At 40.6% G+C, this 26,139-nt stretch carries 21 protein-coding genes; 20 read left to right on the top strand and 1 reads right to left on the bottom strand.

Annotated elements, in window-relative coordinates:
• Window positions 1-25: 25 nt before the first annotated feature.
• From AC0L7T_RS14050 to AC0L7T_RS14115, 14 genes are all read left to right on the top strand, one after another.
• On the top strand, window positions 26-1,183 hold the full coding sequence (locus tag AC0L7T_RS14050) for an ABC transporter permease (protein WP_473343291.1): 1,158 nt from the start codon (window positions 26-28) through the stop codon (window positions 1,181-1,183).
• A 49-nt stretch (window positions 1,184-1,232) separates the two neighbouring features.
• Entirely contained in the window at window positions 1,233-2,615 is a 1,383-nt protein-coding gene (locus AC0L7T_RS14055; protein ID WP_473343292.1) for an alpha-L-fucosidase, read from the top strand.
• 34 nt (window positions 2,616-2,649) lie between these two features.
• On the top strand, window positions 2,650-4,356 hold the full coding sequence (locus tag AC0L7T_RS14060) for a sensor histidine kinase (protein WP_473343293.1): 1,707 nt from the start codon (window positions 2,650-2,652) through the stop codon (window positions 4,354-4,356).
• On the top strand, window positions 4,349-4,981 hold the full coding sequence (locus AC0L7T_RS14065; protein WP_473343294.1) for a response regulator: 633 nt from the start codon (window positions 4,349-4,351) through the stop codon (window positions 4,979-4,981). The genes AC0L7T_RS14060 and AC0L7T_RS14065 overlap by 8 nt, the downstream gene beginning before the upstream one ends.
• Window positions 4,982-5,117: 136 nt before the next feature.
• Window positions 5,118-5,411: a hypothetical protein gene (locus tag AC0L7T_RS14070; protein WP_473343295.1), complete on the top strand. Its 294-nt coding sequence runs from the start codon at window positions 5,118-5,120 to the stop codon at window positions 5,409-5,411.
• Window positions 5,412-5,698: 287 nt separating this feature from the next.
• Window positions 5,699-6,598 (top strand): phospholipase A, encoded by a 900-nt coding sequence (locus AC0L7T_RS14075; protein ID WP_473343296.1) that lies wholly within the window; start codon window positions 5,699-5,701, stop codon window positions 6,596-6,598.
• Window positions 6,599-6,892: 294 nt separating this feature from the next.
• A complete protein-coding gene (locus tag AC0L7T_RS14080) occupies window positions 6,893-8,362 on the top strand; it encodes an efflux transporter outer membrane subunit (RefSeq protein WP_473343297.1) in 1,470 nt (489 codons plus the stop codon).
• Between the two features lie 91 nt (window positions 8,363-8,453).
• Window positions 8,454-9,524 (top strand): efflux RND transporter periplasmic adaptor subunit, encoded by a 1,071-nt coding sequence (locus tag AC0L7T_RS14085; RefSeq protein WP_473343298.1) that lies wholly within the window; start codon window positions 8,454-8,456, stop codon window positions 9,522-9,524.
• A gap of 8 nt (window positions 9,525-9,532) precedes the next feature.
• The gene (locus AC0L7T_RS14090) at window positions 9,533-12,649 is read left to right on the top strand and encodes an efflux RND transporter permease subunit (RefSeq protein WP_473343299.1); all 3,117 of its coding nucleotides are present in this window, start codon (window positions 9,533-9,535) and stop codon (window positions 12,647-12,649) included.
• A 41-nt stretch (window positions 12,650-12,690) separates the two neighbouring features.
• Complete coding sequence (locus AC0L7T_RS14095) at window positions 12,691-13,119, top strand: DsrE family protein (RefSeq protein WP_473343300.1); 429 nt, start codon at window positions 12,691-12,693, stop codon at window positions 13,117-13,119.
• A 1,260-nt stretch (window positions 13,120-14,379) separates the two neighbouring features.
• Window positions 14,380-14,712, top strand: coding sequence for a Spy/CpxP family protein refolding chaperone (locus tag AC0L7T_RS14100; RefSeq protein ID WP_473343301.1), 333 nt, complete (start codon window positions 14,380-14,382; stop codon window positions 14,710-14,712).
• Window positions 14,713-14,767: 55 nt separating this feature from the next.
• Complete coding sequence (locus tag AC0L7T_RS14105) at window positions 14,768-16,240, top strand: CotH kinase family protein (RefSeq protein ID WP_473343302.1); 1,473 nt, start codon at window positions 14,768-14,770, stop codon at window positions 16,238-16,240.
• Window positions 16,241-16,478: 238 nt separating this feature from the next.
• Window positions 16,479-16,688: a hypothetical protein gene (locus AC0L7T_RS14110; protein WP_473343303.1), complete on the top strand. Its 210-nt coding sequence runs from the start codon at window positions 16,479-16,481 to the stop codon at window positions 16,686-16,688.
• Window positions 16,689-16,769: 81 nt separating this feature from the next.
• Window positions 16,770-17,006 (top strand): SRPBCC family protein, encoded by a 237-nt coding sequence (locus AC0L7T_RS14115; RefSeq protein WP_473343304.1) that lies wholly within the window; start codon window positions 16,770-16,772, stop codon window positions 17,004-17,006.
• 35 nt (window positions 17,007-17,041) lie between these two features.
• On the opposite strand, the gene AC0L7T_RS14120 is transcribed toward AC0L7T_RS14115, so the two are convergent.
• Window positions 17,042-18,292 carry a cation:proton antiporter gene (locus tag AC0L7T_RS14120; RefSeq protein WP_473343305.1) on the bottom strand — a complete coding sequence of 417 codons (1,251 nt, stop codon included), beginning with the start codon at window positions 18,290-18,292 and terminating at the stop codon, window positions 17,042-17,044.
• A 469-nt stretch (window positions 18,293-18,761) separates the two neighbouring features.
• On the opposite strand from AC0L7T_RS14120, the gene AC0L7T_RS14125 reads away from it, so the two are divergent.
• The 6 genes from AC0L7T_RS14125 to AC0L7T_RS14150 all read left to right on the top strand — a co-directional run bounded on the left by AC0L7T_RS14125 (window position 18,762) and on the right by AC0L7T_RS14150 (window position 26,130).
• Window positions 18,762-19,412, top strand: a complete 651-nt coding sequence (locus AC0L7T_RS14125; protein ID WP_473343306.1) for a LolA family protein — start codon at window positions 18,762-18,764, stop codon at window positions 19,410-19,412.
• 207 nt (window positions 19,413-19,619) lie between these two features.
• Window positions 19,620-20,207 carry a DUF6992 family protein gene (locus AC0L7T_RS14130; protein WP_473343307.1) on the top strand — a complete coding sequence of 196 codons (588 nt, stop codon included), beginning with the start codon at window positions 19,620-19,622 and terminating at the stop codon, window positions 20,205-20,207.
• Window positions 20,208-20,747: 540 nt separating this feature from the next.
• Entirely contained in the window at window positions 20,748-21,119 is a 372-nt protein-coding gene (locus AC0L7T_RS14135; RefSeq protein WP_473343308.1) for a hypothetical protein, read from the top strand.
• A gap of 156 nt (window positions 21,120-21,275) precedes the next feature.
• Window positions 21,276-21,758 carry a hypothetical protein gene (locus AC0L7T_RS14140; protein ID WP_473343309.1) on the top strand — a complete coding sequence of 161 codons (483 nt, stop codon included), beginning with the start codon at window positions 21,276-21,278 and terminating at the stop codon, window positions 21,756-21,758.
• Between the two features lie 85 nt (window positions 21,759-21,843).
• A complete protein-coding gene (locus tag AC0L7T_RS14145; RefSeq protein ID WP_473343310.1) occupies window positions 21,844-23,994 on the top strand; it encodes a tyrosinase family protein in 2,151 nt (716 codons plus the stop codon).
• Between the two features lie 48 nt (window positions 23,995-24,042).
• Window positions 24,043-26,130 (top strand): LodA/GoxA family CTQ-dependent oxidase, encoded by a 2,088-nt coding sequence (locus AC0L7T_RS14150; RefSeq protein ID WP_473343311.1) that lies wholly within the window; start codon window positions 24,043-24,045, stop codon window positions 26,128-26,130.
• Window positions 26,131-26,139 lie beyond the last annotated feature (9 nt).

Consider the following 26,139-nt stretch of genomic DNA (forward strand, 5'->3'; position numbering starts at 1 on the left):
TCCATTTACTAAACGTTCTAGTACAATGAAACTATCGTTCCAACTTGCATATAGAAACCTTATTGGAGCTGGATTAAGAACCTGGCTAAATGTTGGAATATTGACTTTTACCTTTTTAGTAATCATTTTTTACAATGGTCTTCTTGACGGTTGGAACCAACAAGCAAAACGGGATGCCATCAATTGGGAATTTGGTTACGGTCAATTTCAGCACAAGGATTACGATCCCTACAATCCCTTTACGCTCCAGGATGCACATAGTAAATTCAGTACAAGCGAAACCAAAGGCTTAACACCTCTATTGATTAGGCAGGCATCCATTTATCCCAATGGCCGAATGCTTTCCATCACCTTAAAAGGACTTCCAAAAAGTCAGGAACTGCTAAAGATTCCCACGAGTAAATTGGAAAAGCAGCAGGGAGCAATTCCCGTGGCAATAGGGAAAAGGATGGCAAAAGCGGCCAACCTATCTATGGGTGATGAAATAACCCTTCGATGGAGGGACATAAACGGTACATTCGATGCTGAAAATGTGCTGGTGGCCGCTATATTTAATACGACCATAAGCACCGTTGACCAAGGTCAGATTTGGATGACTTTAGAGGATTTATGGAGGATTACAGGATTAGAAAATGAAGCGACCATCTTAATTGCCAGCGAACAGTTTAAAGCTACCGATTTTGAAGATTGGAATTTTTTTAGTCAGGAAAAACTACTCAAAAACATCAATGATGTCATTGAAGTAGAAAGGACCAGCGCCCGTGTGGTTTATTTTATGTTATTGGCCATTGCCCTTTTGGCTATTTTCGATACGCAAGTTTTGTCAGTTTTTCGCAGGCAAAAAGAGATAGGTACTTATATCGCCTTGGGAATGACAAGAACACAGGTCACGGGGCTATTTACCTTGGAAGGCAGCATGTACAGCCTTTTCTCTATGCTGGTAGGTGCTTTTATCGGGGTGCCTTTGTTCTGGTATGTGGCGGATGCCGGGATTTCTTTTGGTGATGTCACTGCAGACATGGGGATAGGCTTGGGAGATAGAATTTATCCTTCTTTTAGCCCACAGCTCTTGATTTACTCCGCTTTGATAGTGATATTTTCTGCAACATTGGTTAGCTTTATTCCTGCTCATAAAATTGTTAATATGGATCCAGTAGAGGCTTTAAAAGGAAAATTACAATGACCTGTATCCAAAATGCGGACTAAAATTAAGTTTACTGTCAAAACAACAGATGCTCAAATCAAATCCATTTCGATTAATTACATTATTTTCAATTTTACTATCAAATGCCCTTTTTGCGCAAATTCCATTGCCCACAGTAGCACAATTGGCTTGGCAAAATGCGGAACAGGTCGCTGTTTTTCACTATGACCTACATGTTTTTGATGGGCTTAAATACAACCAGGCAAAAAATAGAATTACACCTATTGCAGATTATAATATATTCAATCCAGAAAAGCTTGATACTGACCAGTGGATAAAAGCGGCAAAAGATGCGGGCTGTAAAATTGCCATTCTTACAGCTACCCATGAAACAGGTTTTGCCCTTTATCAAAGTGATGTTAACCCTTATTCTCTCAAAGCTGTTAAATGGCAAGATGGAAAGGGAGACATTGTCAGGGACTTTGTGGCATCATGTAGAAAATATGGTGTTTCACCTGGTATTTATATAGGTATTCGTTGGAATTCCTTTTATGGGGTTCATGATTTTAAGGTAAATGGAGACAATGCATTTGCCAAAGAAAGGCAAGCCCATTACAACCGGATTTGTGAAGGTATGGTCGAAGAATTGATGTCCCGGTATGGCGAACTGGCCATAGTATGGTTTGATGGTGGAGCACATGGACCTGAACAAGGTGGTCCGGATGTACTATCGATTTTTGAAAAACACCAACCCAAAGGGCTCTTTTACCATAACCTGCAAAGAGCTGATATCCGCTGGGGAGGAAGTGAAACAGGAACAGTGCCTTATCCCTGCTGGGGTACTTATGTCACTCCATCCTGGTTTAACAATAGGGGGGATAAGGATAATTTCAAACCATTGAAGCATGGTTATCCTGATGGGAAATATTATATCCCGGCAATGAGTGATGCACCACTTAGGGGCTACAATGGAAGGCATGAATGGTTTTGGGAACCAGGTGATGAAGCCCATATTTACCCTTTGGCTGACCTTATGAACATGTATAATAAATCTGTTGGAAGAAATTCCACTTTGATTATAGGCTTGACACCAAATCCTGAAGGGTTACTCCCTGAGCCTGATGTGAAAAGGTTAAAGGAATGGGGAGGGGAAATCAAGCATAGGTTTTCTAATCCTATCGCAGAAACATCCGGATCGGGTAAAGCTTTTAAATTAACTTTACCATCAAAACAAACCGTTAACCAACTTGTTTTGATGGAAGACATTACCTTTGGGGAACGAGTTAGGGAATTTACAGTAGAGGGAAAAACTGCAGGTAAATGGAAAATGATTTTTCAGGGTAGTGTTATCGGACACAAGTTTATACATCAGTTCGATGACCAGAAATTTACAGCATTCAAACTTAACATCAATGCCTCAGTCGATCAACCCCAGATTTTAAGTTTTAAAGTTTTCAATACCAATTACTGAAGGCAATAGAGTGTAAAAGAAACAAATAGATTCAATGAAAAGTATAAGGTCATGGATAATCTTATTGATCAATTCCCTGGTAATCCTGGTAGTAGTGATCCTTTCTATTTTTTCTTACAAAGAATTTAAGAATGCGCTGGATGAAAGGGTACTCTTACAACTTACCTCCATTAAAAGGTTAAAGAGAATACAGCTGGAAGCCTTTTTAAATACCGAGGTGGGAACTTTTCTTAGCGAAAACAGTACAGCGGAAGCCGATAGCATTATAGATCCCTATCTTAAATTTGAGGATAAGGTTGACATTGTATGTTTGAAAAATAAGCTGCAAACACTGCCCAAGGAGCAAATTTTAATAGACCTATCTACTTGTTCTTCTGGTGGAGAAGTACTCATAGGGTTGGTGAAGAAAGTGGAGAATGAATTCCGACAAATCAAGTTGGTTGAGACTGATGCCATTCAGGAAATATTAATGGAACGTACTGGAATGGGTGAAAGTGGCGAGACCTATCTGGTAGGTACTGATTACCGATTGAGATCTGTATCAAGGTTTTTCCCAGACCAGGCTCCAGGCCAAATTTTGGCCAAAACAATAGGAGCCGAGCAAGCCCTTTTGGGTGTAGACGGATTTGGGATTTTTAATGATTATCGTGGTGTACCCGTTTATAGCTCCTATCATAAATTGGATATTCCCTATCTTGATTGGGCCATATTATCTGAAATGGACGTTGAAGAAGTGACTACACCTCTTCTAAAGATGAGAAACAAGCTTATTTTAATATCAACCTTGGTGCTACTTTTTGCACTTACATTTTCCTTTTTTATCACAGTAGTATTGACAAAACCACTTCTGAAAATGAGGTTTTTCCTTAACAATATGACAAGAGGGAATTATGATTTTAAAATTGTCAATACCTATCCCACAAAAGAAATCAATGAAATGTTCGTGGCCTTAGAAAAGCTTCAGAAATCCATCCGCGAAGCCATCCATTTTTCCTCAGAAATAGGCAATATGAACATGAAGGCAAAGTATGAGTTGTCTGGAGAAGGCGACTTGCTGGGGAAATCATTGATGCTGATGCAGGAAAAATTGAAGGAATATGAAAATGCTGAAAATCTAAATCGTTTGCTGGCAAAAAAATCCTTGATTGAAGGCCAGGAAAATGAACGCAAACGATTGTCCAAGGATTTGCATGATGGACTAGGGCCTTTACTTACCAGTTTGAAACTGATGGTGCAAACTTCAGATTTATCCGTACAGGACAAAAAGAAAATTAATTCGGTAGTGGATGGCACTATAGATGAGATCCGGAGAATGACCTACAATTTAATGCCCTCTGTATTGGTTGATTTTGGAGTTGGCAAGGCATTGACAAGTTTTATTGATCTAATTAAAAAGTCGAGTGGAATAGAAATAGTGTATGATGATGCGACCAAGGGGAATACCGGAAAATGGACCATTGACCTTGACATTTGTATTTTTAGGGTCTGTCAGGAATTGATCAATAATTCTCTCAAACATTCCGAGGCAAAAAAAATCACGGTATCTTTAACAGAATTTAGTGACAAACTATCCTTTTATTATCTTGACAATGGTAAAGGATTTGACCAAGACAGCGTCAAATATGGATCTGGATTAAGAAATATCAGAGAACGAATAGAAATTTTTAATGGGTACCTAAATATCAAATCTGATGAGACCGGTACAGAAGTGGAAGTAGAAATACCTTTAAAGGATGAATAAAATCAAAATTGCCATTGTTGACGATCATCAGTTATTCAGAGATGGAATCCACTCTCTTTTGTCAAAGAATGATGATTTTGAAATTTTAATCAGTTCGGAAAATGGGAAGGATTTCTTTGAAAAATTAAAATCCGGAAACCTCCCAGAAATTGTTCTTCTTGACCTTACCATGCCTGAAATGAACGGCTTTGAGGTGCTTATTAAACTAAAGAAAAAATATCCCAATATCAAGGCCATTGCTATTTCCATGCATGATGATGGAAATTACATTATGCAGTCCATTAGGGCTGGCGCTTATGGGTACCTGCTAAAAAATGCTGATGAAGAGGAATTGCTAAAAGCAATAGAAACAGTGCTTAATGGAAACAAATACTTTAATCAGGAGATTTCACAGAAAATGATCAATATTATGTCTTTGGAAGGGGTCAGCCCTAAAAAGTTGTCGCCGAAAGAAATGGAGATCTTAAAATTGATAGCCGAGGGACACACCACCAAAGAAATCGCACAAAGCCTTTTCATTAGTACCCGTACTGTAGAAACCCACCGAAACAATATGATGAAGAAGCTTGAGGTAAAAAACACCCCTGAATTGATCAATAAGGCTTCCCAACTTAAGTTATTGTAAAAGATCCGTATAAATACGGATCTTTTGTTTCAGTAATTAGCCTTACTACAATTTACCAATTTTCTTAGAGTATCTCATAGCCTCGTTTGGCGTTAATTTTACTAGACAATAGAAATTAACAAAAAACGAAATCCAAATGAAAAGTTTACTGTTAGCCTTCGCTTTTATGACAATTGCTACGTTTAGTTTTGCTCAGGATAAAAATGACCTAAAGGGACCTGCTGCAAAAAATTACAAGCCTTGGAAGAATACTGAAAAAAGCAAAAAGGTTTATACCTTAGAAACCTCATCTAAAGTTCAAGGTCCATCCGCAAAAAACAAAAAAGTCTGGAAATCGGAATCCATAAATTACCAAGAAGTAACACTGGTTTCAAACAGACCAAAGGTGACAGGGCCGAAAGCTAAAAATGCCAAGCCTTGGAAAAATTAAGACCAGAGTTTATACTTTGCATTGAAGCCTTGCCCGTAAAACCGGCAAGGCTTTTTTTTGAAGAAAATTTTTTATTCACACAGCGTTAAGCAATAACTAGAATTAAATCTTGTCCTTTTTGTGATTGTGTGAGACTAGAATTTTATTAAAATCCTTATCCTTCCTATTTATACCCCAAGTTTTCCTTAATTTTGAAGAATTGTCGCCAACCTATCACTTGACTTTCCAGTTAAATTACAGTTTTAAACTACAATAGATCTTAAATAGTGAATAATGCGATTAGCTGTATGGCATTGAAAAAAGGGGGCATTGCTTTCCTGTTATTGTTAGGCTGTATTTTTTCTTCCAAAAATACAAACGCCCAAATTAGGGAACTACAATCCATGTGGGAAGAACAAATTGATACAAGTAATTTTAGTTTTAGTACTCAAAACTACCTTCAAATAACTGAAAAGGAATTTTTGGATCTTTATGATGCGCAACCTAGCTTTGGGATGTTCAGGGACAATTATTTTATTACCGGAGTACCAACAAATAAGGAAATCAACAAGCAAACAGCGGATGTCAAATACCAGATTAGTATTAGTCAGCGACTGACCAAGTCCAGATTGCCCTTCCGAACTTCCTTATTGCTCACATATACCCAGAAATCATTTTGGGACATTTACGAAAATTCTTCTCCCTTTGCTGATAACAATTATAATCCTGGTATAACTCTGATAAGACCAGTATTAAACAATCAGCAGCTGAAAGGAGGGGTAGCGCTTTCTTTTGAACATGAATCAAATGGATTGGATTCCATAAATTCCAGAAGTTGGAATTTCATAACGCTTTCTGGGGTGTATTTTTACAATGCCAATTTTTCCCTTCAGGGTAAGATGTGGGCTGGGGTTTTGGGAGAGGAAAACAAAGATCTTTTTCGGTACAGGGGCTACGGATTATTGGCCCTGAATTACCGCAGTTACAATGATAATTTTTGGGCAAGCCTGGTGCTCAACCCAACCAAAAAATTTAGTGCTGTCAACACTATTATTGAATTGAATTTCAAACCAGTTCCATCCTCCAACCAATATATCTTTATTCAGTGGTACAGTGGTTATGGAGAAAACCTTTTTGACTATAACCAATATACTTCCATGGTGAGATTTGGCTTGTGCATTAAACCCGTCATGCGGAATTTTTATTGAATCCCTTAAATCCTTCAACCTTTCAGGTTTTGTTGATAATCAATCTTATGTTAAAATTATGGAGTGAAACCTGGAAGGTTTTATCTCTAGAAGAACCAATTGATTAAAGAAATAGGCTGTCGATATTAGGAAATCTATAGGATCATATAATATTTGATAGTTCCAGAATAGGACAATAAGGTTATCATTTGACCATAAAACCTAATCTTCTGATATTTGTTAGATAGTTAAAAGAAATAGTTGCCTTTGCATACCAACTGATTTTTGCTATCTTCAAAAAAAACCCAATGACTTTTGTACAATAACCAACACCAGCGCTTTCCTTTTACCAGTATTTCCCATGTCATGGGACGAACTTCTTTGCTCGTTTTATGGTGTCTGTTCGCAATATTGACTGTTTCAGGTTGTGGGTATAAAGTGACCACCAGAGATGTTCCTGTAAATATACCTGATAACTATTCCCTTCCAACGGGAGCCACAGCTTTGGAGGCCAACTGGTGGACATCCTTTCAGGACACACAACTGAATGCATTGATAGACACTGCCATTATGCACAACCTGGAATTGAAAAGTTCCTGGTTTCAGGTGGCACAAGAGGCCAGCAATGTGGCCATTATTGCCTCAGAAAGGGTTCCTCAGGTATTTTTAGAGCTCCAGGGAGGGGCCAGTCGTCCTGCTCCTGACTTCGTTGGAGGAGAAAACACCCAACTGTCCTTGCGTACCAGTTATGAGGTAGATCTCTGGGGAAGAGTAAAGCAAAGTAAGTTGGCTGCAGAAAACCGATTAATTGCGACCTACCTGGATTACCAAACCCTGGCCATTAGTATCGCCGGAGAGGTATCTTTGACATGGTTCTCCATCAAGGCTTCTCAGGCGCAACTGGGATTGATCCAAGAGCAAATAGAATACAACCAACAAGTTCTGGCATTGATCCGTGCTCGATTTGCCAGTGGGCAGGTGAGAGGCGTCGACATTCTCCGGCAGGAGCAATTGATTGAAAACACCAGAGAAGGGGCATTGGCTTTACAAATGGAGGTGAAAACATTGAGGAATAGACTTGCAGTATTACTGGGTGTAGCACCGGGAATGCTGCAAGTAGCCATGGAAGGCCAATTGCCCGCACTCAGTCCCTTACCTGATGCAGGTCTACCCATGGAGTTGATCAACCGGCGCCCTGATATCCAAAGCAGTTTTAACCAATTGGAAGCTGCCGACCGGGAGGTGGCAGTAGCCATTAGCAATACCTACCCAAGACTGGCCTTTAACCTAACCGGAGCCCTGAGGTCCAATACCCTTACCAATTTGGTTGAATCACAGGCAGCTTCTTTAACAGGGAGTTTGCTGATGCCGCTCTTTTATGGAGGAAGACTAAAAGCCGAAAAGAAACAGGCGGAATCCTTTAGGGAGCAACAGGTTCAAGAATATGGGCAAACCATTTTACAAGCACTTCAGGAAGTGGAAGATGCAATGGTTCGTGAAAGTCTTCAAAAAGAAATTATCAGCAACATTGAAAATCAATTACAGCTGGCAGAGCGTGCATTTCAACAATTGCGTGTGGAGTACCTCAACGGCTCCATCGCTTATCTGGATGTCCTGGTCACCCTGGATCAGATGCAGCAATTGAAAAGAGAATTGGTTACAGAAGAATTGAATTTGCTGTTGTACAGGGTTTCCCTTTACCGAGCCCTGGCAGGTGGCTTTGAAACACCCATAGAAAATGAAGGCGAATTTAGTATGAATCAAAATACAATCCCGATACAATGACTAAAAAGAAAACCATATTTATAAGCTTGGGATTATTGATTGGCAGTATCCTAATCGCCATGCTCTTTTTTGGACGGCACCTGAAGCCGAAATGGAAGGTGCCTCTAAAACCACTGCCATGCTAGTGGATGTGGTACAGGCAGAGCAGGGTGATTTCACGCCAACAATAGTAGCGACAGGTATTGTCCAGCCAGCTACTGATATTTCCCTTAGCAATCAGGTCGGTGGAGAAGTGATACGCATTGCTTCCCAGTTTCTTCCAGGTGCCTATGTAAAAAAGGGGGACCTGCTATTACAGATCAATCCTGCAGATTATGAAAATACCTTAATGTTAAGGAAAAGTGATTTGTCCCTGGCGCAATCTGACTACGAAGTAGAATTGGGCCGACAAGATGTAGCGCTAAAGGATTATGAATTAATTGGAGATGAGTTGACTTCCAAAAACCAGAATTTGGTGCTAAGAAAACCCCAGTTAGAAGCTGCAAAGGCCAATGTGGCCGCGGCAGAAGCTGCAGTAAATCAGGCGGCATTAAACCTGGAACGGGCTGCTATTCGGGCCCCTTTTGATGCCCATATTTTGTCACGTAATGTTAACCAGGGTTCCCAAATCACTCCTGGATCAGACCTGGGACGTTTGGTCGGAATTGACGAATATTGGGTAATGGCCAATGTTCCCCTTTCCAAAGTCAATTGGCTGTCTATTGGCGAAGATACTGATGGAACAGGTTCCCCTGTGAAAATCGTCCATCCAGCAGCCTGGGAGCCTGGTCAGTTCCGAGAAGGACGTGTTTCACGACTCGTTGGTGCTTTGGACAACCAAACCAGATTGGCTAGGGTTATCATTCGCATTGCTGATCCCTTATTGCGTAGAACCCCCAATCCTGATAAACCACCTTTGATCATCGGCACCTTTGTAGAAGTACAAATTGAAGCCCGGGAATTGGAAGATGTCACCCGCTTAGAACGGCAATACATCCGTCCAGGCAATACCGTGTGGGTCATTCAAGAGGGAAAATTGAACATACGTAAAGTCAACATCCTCTTTGAGGACCAGGATTTTGCCTATATCAATGAGGGCTTGTCCGCCAAGGAACAAGTAGTGGCAACCGATCTTGCCACTGTAGTAGACGGTTCACCGCTTCGTTTGGATGCAGATAAATAGTTAAAACCATGCAGGAACCAACAAACCCAGAGACTGAAAAAGGTGCCATAGCCTTTATGGCCAGAAGACCAATCATCACCAACCTGTTGATGGTGATCTTACTGGTGGGAGGAGTGTACACCATGTATACCATTCAAAAAGAAGTTTTCCCACAGTTTCAACTGGACATTGTAGAAGTATCTGTGGAATACCCTGGAGCCGCCCCGGAAGAGGTAGAGCAAGGTATTGTTTTGCCCGTAGAGGAGAAAGTCCGGGAAGTACAAGGCATCAAGGAAATTATCTCTCAGGCTGATGAAGGATCAGGAACAGTAGAAATTTGGCTAATTCCTGGTACAGACCGAATGAAGGCCCTTCAGGATATTAACCAGGCGGTAAGTCGGATACAAACTTTTCCCGATGACATTGAAAGACCTCAGATCATCTTGCAAAATCAACAGATGGATGTAATGCAGGTGGGGATTTATGGCAATGTGGATGTCTGGACCCTTAGAATTTTGGCCGAAAGGTTGCGCACAAGACTACTCAGCGACGATCAAATCACTCAGGTAGAAATCGGAAATGTACCGGATTTTGTGACCCATGTGGAAATCCCCCGCAATACCTTATTGAAGTACAACCTTACCTTGGGTCAGGTGGCTGATCTAATTGAAAATTCAAGCCGGGATATTCCCGCTGGATCCATTGAAACCCTATCAGGAGAAATCCTCCTTAGGATGGAGGAACGTAAACTGCTGGCAGAGGAATTTGCAACCATAGACATTATTTCATCTGAATCAGGCTCTACGGTTACCTTAGGAGACATTGCCAGTATTCGGGATGGCTTTGAAGAGGTAGGTTTTAATGGACAATTTGAGCAACAAAATACGGTGGATCTGGAAGTTTTCCGGATAGGCAATCAATCTCCGCTTAAAATAGAAGAAACGGTCAAAAATATTTTATCCGAGTTTGAACCCAGTTTGCCTCCGGGAGTTAAAGTGCGCATAGAAAGTAATCGTGCAGAAGATTTTCGCGAAAGGCTCTCTTTGCTAACTGAAAATGGGCTTATGGCCATAATAATTGTACTCGTTATTCTAGGTTTGTTTTTGGAGTACCGCCTGGCATTCTGGGTAATGATGGGCATGACCATCTCTTTTGTAGGGGCCATGATTTTTCTTCCTGTAGTGGGTATCAGTGTCAACATGATTTCAATGTTTGGCTTTTTGATCGTATTGGGAATTGTGGTAGATGATGCCATTGTGGTGGGAGAAAATATTTATGAATACCGGCAAAAGGGTTATTCCCATATGGATGCAGCTATTTTAGGGGCCAAAGATGTATCCAAACCAGTTATTGTCAGCGTATTGACCACAGTTATGGCATTTGTGCCCTTACTCTTTATTCCCGGAGAAACGGGAAAATATTGGTGGCCACTGCCTGTTGTGGTGATTGTCGTGCTTTTTGTTTCCTTGTTCGAAGCCCTGTTTATTTTGCCTTCCCATGTGACCAAGCCACCCAAAGAAAAGAAATATCTATGGGTCCGTAAACTGGAAACCTGGCAGGGAGCGATTGCATCAGGCTTTAATCGCTTTATCAATAGACATTACAAGCCCTTTCTTGATCTTTGTCTGCGCAATCGCTACCTCACTTTTTCAGCAGCCATCTCAATATTGATACTGGTAGGAGGCTATGGTTACAGTGATCACATGGGCATGGTCCTGATGCCTGAAGTGGCTGCAGATGAGATTGAAGCAGCCGTTCGACTTCCTGTAGGGACTACGAATGACCAGGCAGCAAAGGTGGCCGTTGAAATCACAAACAATACGCACAAGATGTTTGAAACCTATAACCTATATGAGGTGGCCTATGGGGTCAAAACCAATGTACGGGGAAAGGATTTTATAGATGTGGAAATCGTTATGAAACCACCAGATCAGCGGGACATGAGTCCCAAAGAACTGATCGCACTTTGGCGCGAAAACATTGGTGATATCAAGGGGGTTGACCAAATCAATTTTGAGGCGGAACGTGGACCAGGAGGTGCCCGACAGGATATCAGTGTAGATTTGAGCCATCCTGATATCAATGTTTTGGAGCGGGCCAGTCAGGCATTTCTGGAACGGGTAGAGACCTTTACTGAAACAAGGGATGTTAGTGACAATTACAATAAGGGCAAATTACAGTTGGGCTTTGAATTGCTTCCCGAGGGCCGAAACCTAGGCCTTACGCCAAATTTGGTAGGCCAACAAATCCGGGATGCCTTTTTTGGTGCCCTGGCAATGCGACAACTTCGGGGTATAAATGAATTTGAGGTACGGGTAAAATTGCCCCTTGAGGAGCGAAAAGACATCAATTACCTGGAGGATTTTATTATTCAGGCACCTGATGGCACCGCCGTCCCCTTATTGGATGTGGTGCGCATTAAAGAAGGGGAGACCTTTACGAATATCAACCGTAGAGATGGCAAAAGGGTCGTCAATGTGGGCATGGATGTGGAGCCTGCAGCTGCACAAACCAGAGTGCTAAAGGCTTTGAATGAGCGGGTTTTACCCCAGTTGCGTGCTGATTTTCCGGGAATTGCCTGGACGTATGAAGGAAGTCAAGCAGAAATGCGGGAATCAACTGATGCCCTGTGGTCGGGTTTTATTATTGCCATGCTGCTGATTTTTTGTCTATTGACCATTTCATTGGGAAGTTATTCTCAACCTATAATCATCATGCTGGCCATCCCTTTTGGAATTGTAGGCGCCGTAATCGGGCATATATTATTGGGTTATGACTTGTCACTGGTAAGTTTGATGGGGGTTATTGCTTTATCGGGAGTGGTGGTAAATGACTCCCTGATCATGATCGACTATGCCAATAAAAACAGGGGAAGTTTATCTGCTTATGAAGCCATACACGAAGCAGGAGTAAGGCGCTTTCGTCCAATTGTATTGACTACGTTAACTACCTTTGGGGGATTGACACCCATTATTATGGAAACATCCAGTCAAGCTTTCCAATTGATCCCCATGGCCATTTCTCTGGGCTTTGGAATCATTTTCGCTACCGCCATTATTTTGGTAATTGTACCTTGCCTTTACATGATTTTCGAAGATTTAGTAGGAGCCGGAGAGCCTAAAGAAAATGAAAAAGCATCTGCTTAATAATAATCAAATACCTTATATTCGAGCAAATAAGAAAAATCATGAAACAAATTATTCGTTTATTACTGTTAATACTTTTGATAAGCAGCCCATTATTACTTTCTGCCCAAGTAGTTGATCATGAAGTTCATCACGTGGTTTTTCAAGTCACCAAAGGGGAAGTTGCTGACCAAAATAAAGCCATAGCTCAGCTAAACAATATTCTAAAAGCTTTGCCTAAAGCTGAAATAGAGGTGGTTTGCCACAGTGGTGCGCTGCCAATGGTTTTGAAAGAAAAGAGCCAGGTTTTAGAGGGCATTGCTAAACTACAAAGCAGGGGAGTAGTTTTTGCCGCTTGTGAAAACACCATGCGCAGGGCCAAGGCAAGCAAAGAAGACTTGGTAGACGGAACCATTACCGTTCCTTCTGGACTGGCAGAAATCATACTCAAGCAAGAACAAGGTTGGGCCTATATCAAAGCAGGTAACTAATAGCAAAAGTTCAGTATTGCGTTCAGAACTCACCAGCCCTGAAAATACGAAATTCCCCTTTTAAGAGGGAAATAGGGGGATTTTAACGTAAACAATAAGCCTATTATCATTTTTTTAGCTAAACCCATAAGCCCAGCGGATTACGTATCCATCATACCTACTCCTTCCGCTCAGGATCCGGTAACCCAAATACCCTTTTAAAAAATACATATTATTGAAATAGCATAATATACCCCTAAAAATCCCAATTAACCTTAGATTTAAAGGCTATTGATTAAACCCGAAATATGCAATAGACAATCTATTACGTGCTGAAATCGCTTCAAAATACCCAATCGTTGCTGTTTTCAATTCTACCTGACGGTAGACAGGTTCACCATAGCGGTGCTATGCTAAAATCTCCAAACAGCCTGATTTTCTTGCGATTGCAACACTTCCCGTAAACACGGGACAGGCTATCACGAATCCTATTACATAATTCGGGTTAGACTATTACCGGCTGAGAAAATTCAAAATCAGGTATGAACTCATCAGCCCTGAAAATACAAAATCCCCCTTTTAAGGGGGAAATAGGGGGAATTTAACGTAAACTATAAGCCTATAATCATTTTTTTAGCTAAACCCATAAGCCCAGCAGATTACGTATCCATCATACCTACTCCTTCCGCTCAGGATCCGGTAACCCAGATACCCTTTTAAAAAATACATATTATTGAAACAGCATAATATACCCCTAAAAATCCCAATTAACCTTAGAGTTAAAGGCTATTGATCACACTATTACCGGCTGAGAAAATTCAAAATCAGGAACGAACTCATCAGCCCTGAAAATACGAAATCCCCCTTTTAAGGGGGAAATAGGGGGATTTTAACGTAAACTATAAGCCTATAATCATTTTTATAGCCAAACCCATAAGCCCAGCGGATTACATATCCATCATACCTACTCCTTCGGTTCCGCTCAGGATCCGGTAATCCGGATAACCTTTTAAAAAATACATATTATTGAAACAGAATAATATACCAGTGTAAATCCCCATCATATAGGCCCCTCAATTTTTTTTCGGTCTTTTGCAAAATCTTTTTAATCTGGTTCCCAAAAATCATAACATCAATATATTCAATTAGTTATACCAGATAATTTACCTCTTTTTTACCCCCTTCTACTATAAAATTGGAGTCAAATTAAAAAAAAATACTCCCACTAAGAGGGATCGCCGCAATACCTGCGTCTAAAGAGAAAAAGAAAACAACATTTTTATGAAAAAGATACTTTTAATGATCGCCATGGTAGCCATTACCTCATTGACTTATGCCCAAGAACAAAGAGGCCAAAGGCCAGAGCCCCCTTCCGTTAAGGAAATGATTAAAATGGCCACCAAAGAATTGAGTTTAACCAAAGAGCAGGTTACAGAATGGGAAGCCATCCATGAAAAGTATGCTGATGAGATGAAAGATCGCTCTACGGCACAAACTACCCGAAAGAAATTGGAAGCAGAATTGGAAGCTACATTAACTGAAAATCAGTTGGAAAAATACATTGAAATTAGAAAAAAACGCGGCAATAGACCCCAAAGAGGACCTAGACAATAAAGGAATTGCCAATTTTTTAGCCATCACCTAATACCAAAACATTAATAAGACTATTATGATTAAATCGAAAAAAAATTCATTAATAAGGTATTCAAAATACCTGTACTTATTGTTTTTTATCTTCACAATGGCCTCTTGTATGGAGGAGGTAGAAGATATAATAGAAGAAGAAGACAATGAAGAGGAAGAAATAATTATTGATGACACAGATTTTGAAGCTTTAGATTGGACAGAGGCTACTCACAGCAAGGATGCAGATCCTGATATCAATGAAGTTTTTGAAGATCTGGCGGTAAAAAGATTTGATATTGTCATCACCGAAGACCGTTGGCAGGCAATGCTTGACGATATGACTGACTTGTATGGCACCTTCGGTTCTCGTGCTGGTGGCGGCGGAGGTGGTCCCGGTGGAGGAATGGGTGGCGGAGGTAGTACCTTTGCCGAAGAAGATCCCATATTTGTGCCTGCCGAAGTATTTTACGAGGACAAAGAATGGTATAGAGTAGGGGTTCGCTTTAAAGGAAATTCAAGCTTACAAAGCAGCTGGCAATCAGGTATTTTAAAGTTGTCCTTTAAACTTGATTTTGATGAATTTGAGGACGATTACCCACAGATTAAAAACCAAAGATTTTTTGGCTTTAAAAAACTAAGCCTAAAAAACAATTACAATGACAAGTCCATGCTGCGAGAAAAAGTGGCTACTGAGATATTCAGAGATGCTGGCTTGGCTGCTTCACATACTGCTTTTTATACGGTGTATGTAGATCATGGAGATGGACCATTCTATTTTGGACTGTACACCTTAGTTGAAGAAGTTGACGATACCGTATTGGATACCCAATTTTCTGATGATGATGGGAACCTGTACAAACCTGATGGTGATGCGGCAAGTTTTGCTGCAGGGACTTATGATGAGGATGAATATGTGAAGAAAAACAATGAGGATGAAGCGGATTTCTCTGATGTAGAAAGCCTCCTGGCCATATTGCATGATGGATCAAGAACAAGTGATCCAGCCAGCTGGAGAGCAAACCTTGAAGAAATCTTGGATACGGATGTATTTTTGAAATACCTGGCAGTAAATACCATCATTCAAAACTGGGATACCTATGGTAGAATGACGCACAATTACTTCTTGTACAACAATCCAGACACAGATAAATTGACCTGGATTCCATGGGACCATAATGAAGCCCTACAAACAGGTAATCAGCAGGGTAGTCTTCCATTGAATTTCTCAGGATTAAGCGCATCCAGCTGGCCATTGATTGGGTATTTGTACGCAGATGAGGTGTACAAGGCAAAATACGACGCTTATGTTGCCGAAGTGATCTCAGGTCCTTTCAGCACAAGCATCGTCCAGGCAAAATACAGTGCTTATTCAACCTTGGTAGAGCCTTATGCGACAACTGAATTAAATGGCTATACCTTTTTAAATAGTGGGGGAGACTTCCAAAGTGCTGTCAATACCTTGATGTCTCATGCGACTTCAAGAGCCAATGCTGTTAGCAGTTACCTTAGCAACTAGAGAATATTTATAAGAAAATTTGGAATGGTTTTTTTTTGAAAGCTGCCAAAAAAATTAAGTTTGAGTTGTTTGTTTGCACCAGTGCTGGGAGAATGATTTTCTTATGGAAAAGCTTCTTCAAGTGCTGGTGTTTTATATTCCTCTTAGCCTAAAAATTTAATTTGGTTTACTATCTCATGTTTTCCAGCTTGTAGAATGTGGAGAATAATTATCTTTGTTTCATCTTAATTAAGGGCAAATGAAAGTAGGTCTAATTCTTATTAATTCACCATTCAAACACCAACAGAAATTAATGCCCGTCATTGTTTTACAAACAAAAATCAAAGCTCCCATTGAAAGGTGCTTTAATCTGTCAAGGAGCATTGACCTCCATAAAGAATCTACAGCGCATACCAGAGAACAGGCGATTGATGGCGTTACCACAGGCTTAATTAATCTGGGCGAATAGGTAACCTGGAAAGCTGTTCATTTTGGTATAAGCCAAAAACTTACCACCAAAATCACAGAATTCGAAAGCCCATTCTATTTCGTGGATGAGATGGTTCGAGGTTCTTTTAAAAGCTTTAAACATTGCCATTATTTTGCAAATGCCGAAGATGGTACTATTATGACCGATCGGTTTGAATTTATAGCACCATTGGGAATTATTGGCAGATGGGCCAATGCAATTTTTTTGAAGAAATACATGAAAAACTTTTTGATTAAAAGAAATGAAACGGTCAGGGAATTTGCTGAATCCAATAAATGGAAGTTGGTTTTAGGATAAGCTGTTAGCAAACATCAGCCCAACCCAAAACCCCATCATCCCCCTTTCGAATCCTTCAATACTTTCTTAACCAAAGGCCCTATGCTTAATCCTTGTACAATAATGGAGAAGACGACGATCACGTAGGTGATGGTAAGGAAAAGCTCACGGTTCATCTGTGGAGCCAAGGACAATGCCAAAGCAATGGAAATGCCTCCTCTTATTCCTCCCCAGGTCATGATCAGGTTTGTTTTGGGGATAAAGTCCAGTTTGTTTTTAAAGATGGCTATGGGGCCAGAAAGGGCAATGTATCTGGCCAAAAGCGCTATTGGTATGGCAATCAATCCGAATACGAGGTATTGTACATTCATGGATACCACCAGTAATTCAAGGCCTATCAATACAAAGAGTACAGCATTGAGCAGAACATCTATTAACTCCCAAAATTTTTCCACATAGGTATGCGTATTGATGGACCAGGCGATTTTTGGGGCTTTGTTGCCCAGAAAAATCCCCGCCACCACTACTGCAAGCGGTCCGGAGACGTGTAGGTAATGGGCCAAAGCAGATGTTCCCATGACCAGGGCCAGGGTAATGATCACCTCGGTTTCATAATTGTCAATGACCTTCATCAATCGAAATGCCCCCCAACCACCTAATAAACCGAGAACAAGGCCTCCCGCAACTTCTGTAAGGAACAGCATGGATACATCAGCAAAACTCATGGCATCTATTCCTTGCTGGGCGATTTTGAAAAGGACAATAAATACCACCACACCTACACCATCATTGAATAGAGACTCACCCACAATTTTGGTTTCAAGCTTTTTGGGAGCGTTGGCATCTTTCAAAATGCCTAATACAGCAATTGGGTCGGTAGGGGAGATAAGTGCCCCGAAAAGCAAGCAGTAGACATAATCGATCGGATAGCTAAAAGCAAGGAATAAATAATACATCATGCTTCCTATCAGGAAGGTGGATAGTACAATACCCATGGTCGCAAACATAGCAATTGGACCTTTCTGCCTTTTGAGAGCATCAAGTTTAGTATGCAATGCCCCGGCAAACAGCAGGAAACTCAGCATTATATCCAATAAGGCCGTTTCAAAATCTACCGATTGGATCAGCAGCTTGGCTTCATCCATGATGTAATGATTATAACTACCCAGAATGGTGATCCCAACCGTAAAAACAATCGCAATGATCATCAGACCAATGGTAAATGGAAGCTTGAGGAATTTGGTATTGATAAAGGAAAAAATGGCCGAAAGGATAATCAGGATGGTGATAATATTGAAGATGCTCATGGTATTCTTTAGGAAATAGGCGTAAAGTGTTTAAAAGAAATTGAGGAATTCATCAAATCTCAATCCTAATTAGCCAGGCTAAATGGAAGGACAAATGCAATATTCATACATTAATTTTAAACTCCAAATCCGGTTTTTCCTAATAATGGGTTATCGTGATCGATCAATGGAGTATATTTTGTTTACACCTTGGTTCTAAGACATGGGAAAATGTAACGTGATGACGCTAAATTGAAAGATTTTGTCCCTATTGTTGCAGAAAAAAAGGCAACAATACCGCCAAAATCAATTAACCTGCATTCACTTTACCAGGGGCTACATCCGTAGCTGTGTTATTACGCCTTGTCAGGGCTGAAAAAAGCAGGTCAATGCCCTATGATTTATAGTCTTTAAGAAGGTCTATTGCCTATTTCGGGATAAATTAATCTGAGATTTTGTAACTTGAAGCAACAATGCAATCGATAAAACCATGAAAAGAAATGTCTTTAGCCTTTTGCTTCTCTTTATTTCCTGGCTGCCAGGATTACCACAAGAGGTTTCTGTATCTGAAATTCTTAAAGAATCAAAAGCCAGTTTGGAACGATTAAGTGATTTTTCTGCTGATTTTACCTACAGCATTGAAAACAAAAGTAAACCAGTCCTTATCTCTAAAAAGGGAAAACTCCAATTTGCCAGAGGAAAATATGCCCTTATTATGGAGGACCAGGAGATTTTCTGTGATGGTAATTCCATGTGGGTACATATCCCGGGGGATGGGAATCAGGATGCTGAAGTGAATATCATAGATTACGATCCAGAAGAAAGCTCTGGATTTGACCTGATGTTATCCCCATTTTATGAAGAGGCTACTAAATCCCTTTATAAAGGCAAAGAGACGGTAGGCGGAATAAATTATGACCAAATCTTCCTTGAATTCTCCAATCCGGAACTGGAGTATCATCAGGCCAGGCTATGGATCAATGAGACATCAAAATTCCTGGAGAAAACCATCCTGATCAACAGAATGCAAAACATTACTACTTATGAATTTACGAACATAAAAATAGATCAAGGGCTTCCGGAAAGCACCTTTGTGTTTGATACAGACAACTTTTCGGGAGAAGTTTATGATGAAAGGTAATATCGAAAAACGGCTGTTTTTGGTTGTTAGTTGTATTTATATGCCACTCTAAAAAATGCGTTCATTTCCTACAATCAGACAGCGTGCCTATAAAAGAATTTTGAGTAAAATTTTTTGGAAACCTTCAATAAGAAGCATTTGAAAACACGTTGAAATAATTTATTTACACCAATAAAACCATTAATCAAGCTGGATGGTTTTACTGATATGATAAAAAATAGTGTCCTTATTTTTCTGATGTTTACAAGCCTAAATATCCTCAGCGCCCAAAATCTTGATGGATTTAACAAGGAACGGGTGCAATTAAATAAAAAAGGGATGTTGGTTCTTGGTTCTTGGGCGATTGCCAATATCGCATTGAGCCCCATTTTGGCCAATTCCACTTCTGGAACTGATCATTATTTCCACCAGATGAATGGCTATTGGAACGGAGTCAATCTCGCAATAGCAGGTTTAGGTTACTATAGCGCCATTAAAAGGAATTCAAATGACATGACCATAAGTCAAAGTATCGAAGCGCAGCATAAACTTGAGAAAACCCTTGTTTTCAATGCTGGGCTGGATCTTGCCTATATTGCTACTGGTTTTTACCTGAAGGAACGAGCCAATAATACCAGTGGAAATGCTGATCGGCTTCAGGGGTATGGAGAATCTTTGGTACTTCAAGGAGGTTTCTTGTTTGTCTTTGACCTAGGTTATTATCTGGTTCAGAAAAATCACGGTGAAAAGCTATTTTCTTTGGTAGATAAGCTGGCAATCCATCCTTCAGGATTCCGACTAGTATGGAAAATCTAATATTTGTGCTTACAAAAGCACAAAGTCTTTTATCAGGAACAATTCCTATGCGAATCTTAATACTGATTTTTCAAATGTTAGCAATGTTTCCTATTTGACTTCAACGCTGGAAAAAGCTATTGGTAGAAAATAGCAAGATTCTGGGTAAAAAAATCCCCCGAAATAGGGGCAATAGTCAATGATCAGGTAACAGCATTTTCTTTAGCCTGCTAATTTTTCTGTATAGACCGAAAAACATGTTTTCTTTATTTATTTGTACCGATTAAGTAGTTTCATATTAAAACTATGGAATTAATTTTGTTTTGATTTTTTATGGAAATACAATATAAAAATTAAGTTAAATTGAATTAATAGATATTTAATTATAATAATAAATTATAATTTACTATTTTTATACAAGTACTTTATGCCAACTACCTTTTTTTAGGAATTAACTCGCCAACAGCTTTTCCAAGCGAATAATAAAAATGAGTTCATGTAAGGTAAGCCTAATTCGGCCTTTCGTTGAATTCATCGTTTTTTAGCTTAAATCCAGTTAGTATGAGACCGAAACCGCTTCGTTTTATCAGTGTTGGTTTGCTATTACTTGTACCAAAATGTTCCCTCTGCCTTTTCGCAGTAGGTACTACCATTGCTGTCTGTGGAATAAATCCTGAAACCATTCCACACTGGGAATATGCTTTGATCGGCATGGTTTCAATTATACCCGCGGCCAGCATGGCTTATGATATGAAAGGTAAATGGAAGACAATCCCAATAACCTTGTTAATAACTGGACTATCAATGATAGCCATTTTTTTATTTACCGATACCTCATCCACTTTCTATTACTTCGGAGTGATCACCATTTCGTTGGGATGGGTCGTACTGAGCTATCAAAATTCATTTGATTGTAAACACAGGAAAAAGTAAATGAGTGATGTCTGTAAATTATACTAGAGCCAATGGTAAACTATATTGAAACACTTATAGCACCCATTGTATAATTTGAATGGATCAAATGTCCAATGGTATTGTCTTATAGGTGTATAGCGTTTAATAAAAAGTAAACTTTTAATAATAAACCCAATGGAACTTAACCCAATATCCGGTATCTGGACTTACAGAAGCTGGTACAACGACCCCAATTTAGCTGCGTCTTCGGACTCCCTTGTTTTTGGAAATGGCTATATAAGAATTGATCCTTCCCCTTTTGACAAATTTCAGGGATTGATATATGGCCCCCACAATGGGCAAAACCCAAATCCATATGATACACCTTTTGGTTGGCAGCTACCTTTGAAAGGTTCCACAAATCTGGCAAATCCAACGACCCTTCGTTTCCAGGGAAAGGGTGTGATTTCTGGAAATGAATGGATTTACAACTATATAGGCTACCTTATTCCGCCCTGGCAAAATGGCATTAATGAAAATACAGCCATTGTTGGTTCTATAGTGAGGGTCATTCCACACCCAAGTGGAGAAATAGATAGCAATGGTCAACCTGTCATTCATCCCGCAGGGGTAGTTGCTTCCTGGTATGCTGTTAAAATTGCCACAGATGAGGAATAAATTAGTCCCCATTGTCTGCGAAACGCTGACATAAAATGTCTCTTAATCTTTTTCAACCAAAAACCCCAACTAAACACCAATGCACATGGGTAAGCAACCACGCAATAAAAAGCAATCCCCCTATGATGCCTTCAAGGTCATCATGGACAAGGCGGCAGGGAATTCCAATGCAGATTACCAGGGATATGGAAGGTTTTGGAACACCTTGTCTCTGGAACAGCTAAAGGAAGTTGTGATATTCGGCGTCCGAATGATTGCACCTGAAGAAACTAGCGCTTCCATGCCCCCTATAGGCACTCCAATCTCCGATTGTTGCCATCCAAGAGAGCAGCCTCAAAAACCAAAAGAAGCATCTTGCTGTCATGACCCTTCTACTTCTGATCATTCAGAATCAAGCAGCACAGAAAATCTCGGTTTCACTTCGGGAAGAGGAGCAGCATCAGGTTTGATCAGCGCCTTAAAAGGTGAATCTCCATTTGATTCACACTTGCCCCGGTTTCCAATAGGTGGAGAGCCCGTAAGTCCATCCGACATCTCTTTTATCCAAAAATGGATTGATTATGGTTGTCCGGAAGAGGAACTACCATTGGGTACCCCAACTGATCCGGAATTAGAGGCATTGTCCATTGGGAAAATTCCTCATCCGCCTGTCAACAACGCCAATACATTTAAATATGAAGCTGGGGAACTGATTCAACGTAAGAATGCAGCTTATCTCCCAGAGGAGGAGCTAAGTAAATTAAGAGCCGCCTTACAAGAAACCATTGACCTGAATAAATTCCCCCTCGATAAAAGGAGTTTTAATGCCTATGCAAAAATCCATGGAGATTCCTGTCAGCATGGCTGGGAACAATTTCTTCCCTGGCATAGGGCTTATTTGTACGAATATGAATCCTTGCTACAGGATTATATACCGGGAGTTTCATTGCCTTATTGGGATTGGACAATGCCAGCCTATAACAATGGTTTGTTTCCCACAGGAGGTAAAAGTGGTATTATTCCTGAAATTTATCGCTGTTGGATCAGCGAACAGGCTTTGGAGAACTTAAAAGCTCAGGGCATTGAAGCCAAAACCATTCAAAGTTTAAAAAAGCTCCTCAATAAAAAGTTCAATAGTGGCGCCGAACTTATTTGGTTGGCACAAGATGCTGTGGGGCTTAAAAACTGGAGTACGCCACTTAATGAAGCCCTCTATGCACAACTTAAGCTTACCAACCCCTTGTTTCACCGCTACAGGTTTCCGGGCATGTATTACCAAAAAAATTCGGATGGTAGTTATAAAAAAGACAGGAAAGGTAGACCTATCGAAATTGCAGGAGACAATCCACTACAAAACCCTTACCACCACCATTATCCAACACAGGATGAAGTGTCCGCTATAATAGAAATTAACAATTGGACGCAATTTGGAGGAGGGCACTTTGCCAACCAGTCGTTTGGTATGCTCAGTCAAAACCCTCACAATACCATCCACATTTGGTCTGGAGGGGAAAATCCAGTAGCTGACCCAACCCAGCCCAATGGTCCCAACAACATTCGATATGGCGACATGTACAATGATTTGGTGGCTTTCTATGACCCTATTGGGTATGGTCATCACTCCAATATTGACAGACTTTGGGCGAAATGGCAACAAAATCACCCTGGCATCAATCCTGATGACCTTACGGATATAATGATACCCTGGCAATATTCCATCCAGCAATTGCTCAACATTACCAAACTTGGCTATGAATATGTCAAAGGATCAATCCTATTTCCAACAAACAATGGCATGCCAATTACAAAGTTTAGATCACAGGAAACTGGTTTGCATCCTGATGTATTAAATGCACACAGCAAAGCTGAGATCAGATTGCATAAGGTACAGCGTTCTGTGGAGTCCAACCACATAAGGGTATTTCTCAACAGTCCGGATGCAGATGCATCTACACCTACGAGAGAAAATGATCACTTTGTAGGCTACATTTCACGGTTTGGTCATGGTGATTGTGTGGGGGGACCTGGTCATTGTGATATTCCTTTGGACAACAAACGGAAATTTGACCTTAGACCCAGACATCACAATACGCCGACCTACCATCAGCTGGATGCTACCGAAAACGTCAAAAAATTACTGAGCAAAGGGGCCAAAGACATTCACATCAACTTAGTGGCTTTGGCTGCTGATGGACAATTGGCAACAGGTGCCAGTCGGATATTAATGGATGGCGTTTCCATCAATTTTATGGATTAATTCAAAACCGGTTAATGACAATCAACTCACCAAATCGACATCATAAAAATGAGTGCTACATATAAAATACATCCAGCCATTGGAATCGCCAGGCTTGGAAATAGCGAAAATGACTTTTATCTGGCTCCGGAAAAACCCGGCCAGCTACCCACACAATGTGACGAATGGGGAAATGAGCGGCTCGATAAAGGGGGCAAAGACCCACTGAAAGTAGAAAATTTTAAAAATGACAATAGCGAAGTAAAGAAGCAAGCAGCCCGCTTCAAATTGTTTGTTTATGACGAGGAGCATCCGAATGGCAGGCTATTAAAAATTGGCGACCAAATTCAGGGAATCGGAAGTCAGGGAAAACTGATAGACATTCAATGGACAGCATATTTGGCCAACAAGAAAGCTTGCTGGTATCAATTCAAGCAATTGGAGGGAGAACATGGATACAGCAAAGACCATCCTTTGAGGAATGCTGACATTACTGATCCAGAAGAACGCCAAAAATTGATTATCGATCCGGGACCTCAAACGATTGTTGGTAAAAGAGGCAAAGCAGCATTTTCCAGAGGAAAAAATCCTTCCTACGCACAAATTTTCCCTCCTCCTTTACAACCCTTCAGCATCGATACTTTGGGTGAAATCAGAACAAATGACCAACACGAACTAATCGTTTTGGGAGGTTTAGGGAGATCTGGCACATACAAAACCACCTTTGGCGAGCCCAGAATCTCTTCCTATTCCAATAGCCCAGGTTGGTTTGATGACATTTCGGATGGCCCTGTAACTGCACATTTGGTTTATTGGGATGCATTAGATGATCAGGTCAGGTACCTTCCTGTAGAGGATCCTTCCTGGGTGGTGGTTGGTTATCCGGCTTACGCCCCAGAAATCGAAGACATGGTTTCCATGGATGAGGTCATTTACAATGTGGGGATAAAAGATTTTGCTTTGGATACCTATTTATACGGGACAGGAGATTTTGACAAAGCCAAGCCTGTATCAGCAGACGAATTGCCAGAATGGCAAAATGCTGCGAAACGATACAATCCGGATTATTATCCTTATTTCTACCGAGATATCTGGCCCATATTATCGCGGCCGTTTAAAATGCGTTGGGTGACCACTGTACTCGCCCAATCCAATATGCCTCATAATACAGGCTTTCAAGGTAATTTTCAGGAAGACCTATTGGCTTTACCCCCTCAAGGGGGTGAGGATCCTTATGCTTCTATGCGTCAAAAAATTTATCTCACCTTGAGAAAGGCAGGACAAGAGAATGTTTTTGCGCCAAAGCAGGAACCTGATGCATTTCAACAATTCAAACCACTAATGCCCTTGTTGATGGGGGACAATCCTTTGACCAATACCATTCCCTCCAAGTTTCTGCGATTGACAGATACCATGTTATTTATGGTAAAGCAATGGATGGAAGGAAAATTCATCAATGAAAAATTGTCTGGCATAGATACCAGCCACCTGGAAGAGAACGCAGATTCAGGACTGCAAATGACTCAAGGAGTATTGAGCAATGGCCTTGGTGGAGCATTTAACCCTGGTGCGGAAGTTGCCTGGATTATCCGGAATCCTAACATCTACAAAAAGGCCTATAGAATTAATGCGAAATCTTCACTTTTACCAAGTATGGAAACCAGTGCTGTAAGCACCACTCCAGGAATTACTGTATACGAAAGGCCTGGATTGACTCTAAATAGTCCAATAAGTGAAGGTTTAGAACCCGGAGATTTAACCAAATATTCAGCAGTACCATGGCAGGCTGATTTTAATGAATGCAGCAATCAAAGGGTAGACATCACCTACGAAGAATGGAACAAATTGTATGATGAGCCAGATAAGGTCTCTCCCCATTCAAATCAAAAAACCTATTTGGGTTTGTGGTGGCCCTCACACAGACCCATGGAAGTGAGTCTCAAAACAGGGGAACTGGTCAATTGGGCCTCCGGCATTCCTCAGTCCAATAATACGTATTATGATGGAGACTTCAAGATGGTTCAAAACTGGAACGACCTGGGCTTTATCAAATCAGCGATTGTAAATGGGGAGATTGGTTATTTTCAACAGGAACGCAATGATGATGCCTTAGGATCTCCTTTACCTCCCAAAGTGAAAACCCCGAAGAAGAAATAAACTTTAATA

The sequence above is a fragment of the Cyclobacterium sp. 10D3-21 genome, from assembly GCF_055809755.1.

What these genes read in the sequence shown, in the direction of transcription:
- AC0L7T_RS14050 (WP_473343291.1), top strand. Translation starts at nt 26, where the DNA reads ATGAAACTATCGTTCCAACTTGCATATAGAAACCTTATTGGAGCTGGA.
- AC0L7T_RS14055 (WP_473343292.1), top strand. Translation starts at nt 1,233, where the DNA reads ATGCTCAAATCAAATCCATTTCGATTAATTACATTATTTTCAATTTTA.
- AC0L7T_RS14060 (WP_473343293.1), top strand. Translation starts at nt 2,650, where the DNA reads ATGAAAAGTATAAGGTCATGGATAATCTTATTGATCAATTCCCTGGTA.
- AC0L7T_RS14065 (WP_473343294.1), top strand. Translation starts at nt 4,349, where the DNA reads ATGAATAAAATCAAAATTGCCATTGTTGACGATCATCAGTTATTCAGA.
- AC0L7T_RS14070 (WP_473343295.1), top strand. Translation starts at nt 5,118, where the DNA reads ATGAAAAGTTTACTGTTAGCCTTCGCTTTTATGACAATTGCTACGTTT.
- AC0L7T_RS14075 (WP_473343296.1), top strand. Translation starts at nt 5,699, where the DNA reads ATGGCATTGAAAAAAGGGGGCATTGCTTTCCTGTTATTGTTAGGCTGT.
- AC0L7T_RS14085 (WP_473343298.1), top strand. Translation starts at nt 8,454, where the DNA reads ATGGAAGGTGCCTCTAAAACCACTGCCATGCTAGTGGATGTGGTACAG.
- AC0L7T_RS14090 (WP_473343299.1), top strand. Translation starts at nt 9,533, where the DNA reads ATGCAGGAACCAACAAACCCAGAGACTGAAAAAGGTGCCATAGCCTTT.
- AC0L7T_RS14095 (WP_473343300.1), top strand. Translation starts at nt 12,691, where the DNA reads ATGAAACAAATTATTCGTTTATTACTGTTAATACTTTTGATAAGCAGC.
- AC0L7T_RS14100 (WP_473343301.1), top strand. Translation starts at nt 14,380, where the DNA reads ATGAAAAAGATACTTTTAATGATCGCCATGGTAGCCATTACCTCATTG.
- AC0L7T_RS14105 (WP_473343302.1), top strand. Translation starts at nt 14,768, where the DNA reads ATGATTAAATCGAAAAAAAATTCATTAATAAGGTATTCAAAATACCTG.
- AC0L7T_RS14110 (WP_473343303.1), top strand. Translation starts at nt 16,479, where the DNA reads ATGAAAGTAGGTCTAATTCTTATTAATTCACCATTCAAACACCAACAG.
- AC0L7T_RS14120 (WP_473343305.1), bottom strand. Translation starts at nt 18,292, where the DNA reads ATGAGCATCTTCAATATTATCACCATCCTGATTATCCTTTCGGCCATT.
- AC0L7T_RS14125 (WP_473343306.1), top strand. Translation starts at nt 18,762, where the DNA reads ATGAAAAGAAATGTCTTTAGCCTTTTGCTTCTCTTTATTTCCTGGCTG.
- AC0L7T_RS14130 (WP_473343307.1), top strand. Translation starts at nt 19,620, where the DNA reads ATGATAAAAAATAGTGTCCTTATTTTTCTGATGTTTACAAGCCTAAAT.
- AC0L7T_RS14135 (WP_473343308.1), top strand. Translation starts at nt 20,748, where the DNA reads ATGAGACCGAAACCGCTTCGTTTTATCAGTGTTGGTTTGCTATTACTT.
- AC0L7T_RS14140 (WP_473343309.1), top strand. Translation starts at nt 21,276, where the DNA reads ATGGAACTTAACCCAATATCCGGTATCTGGACTTACAGAAGCTGGTAC.
- AC0L7T_RS14145 (WP_473343310.1), top strand. Translation starts at nt 21,844, where the DNA reads ATGGGTAAGCAACCACGCAATAAAAAGCAATCCCCCTATGATGCCTTC.
- AC0L7T_RS14150 (WP_473343311.1), top strand. Translation starts at nt 24,043, where the DNA reads ATGAGTGCTACATATAAAATACATCCAGCCATTGGAATCGCCAGGCTT.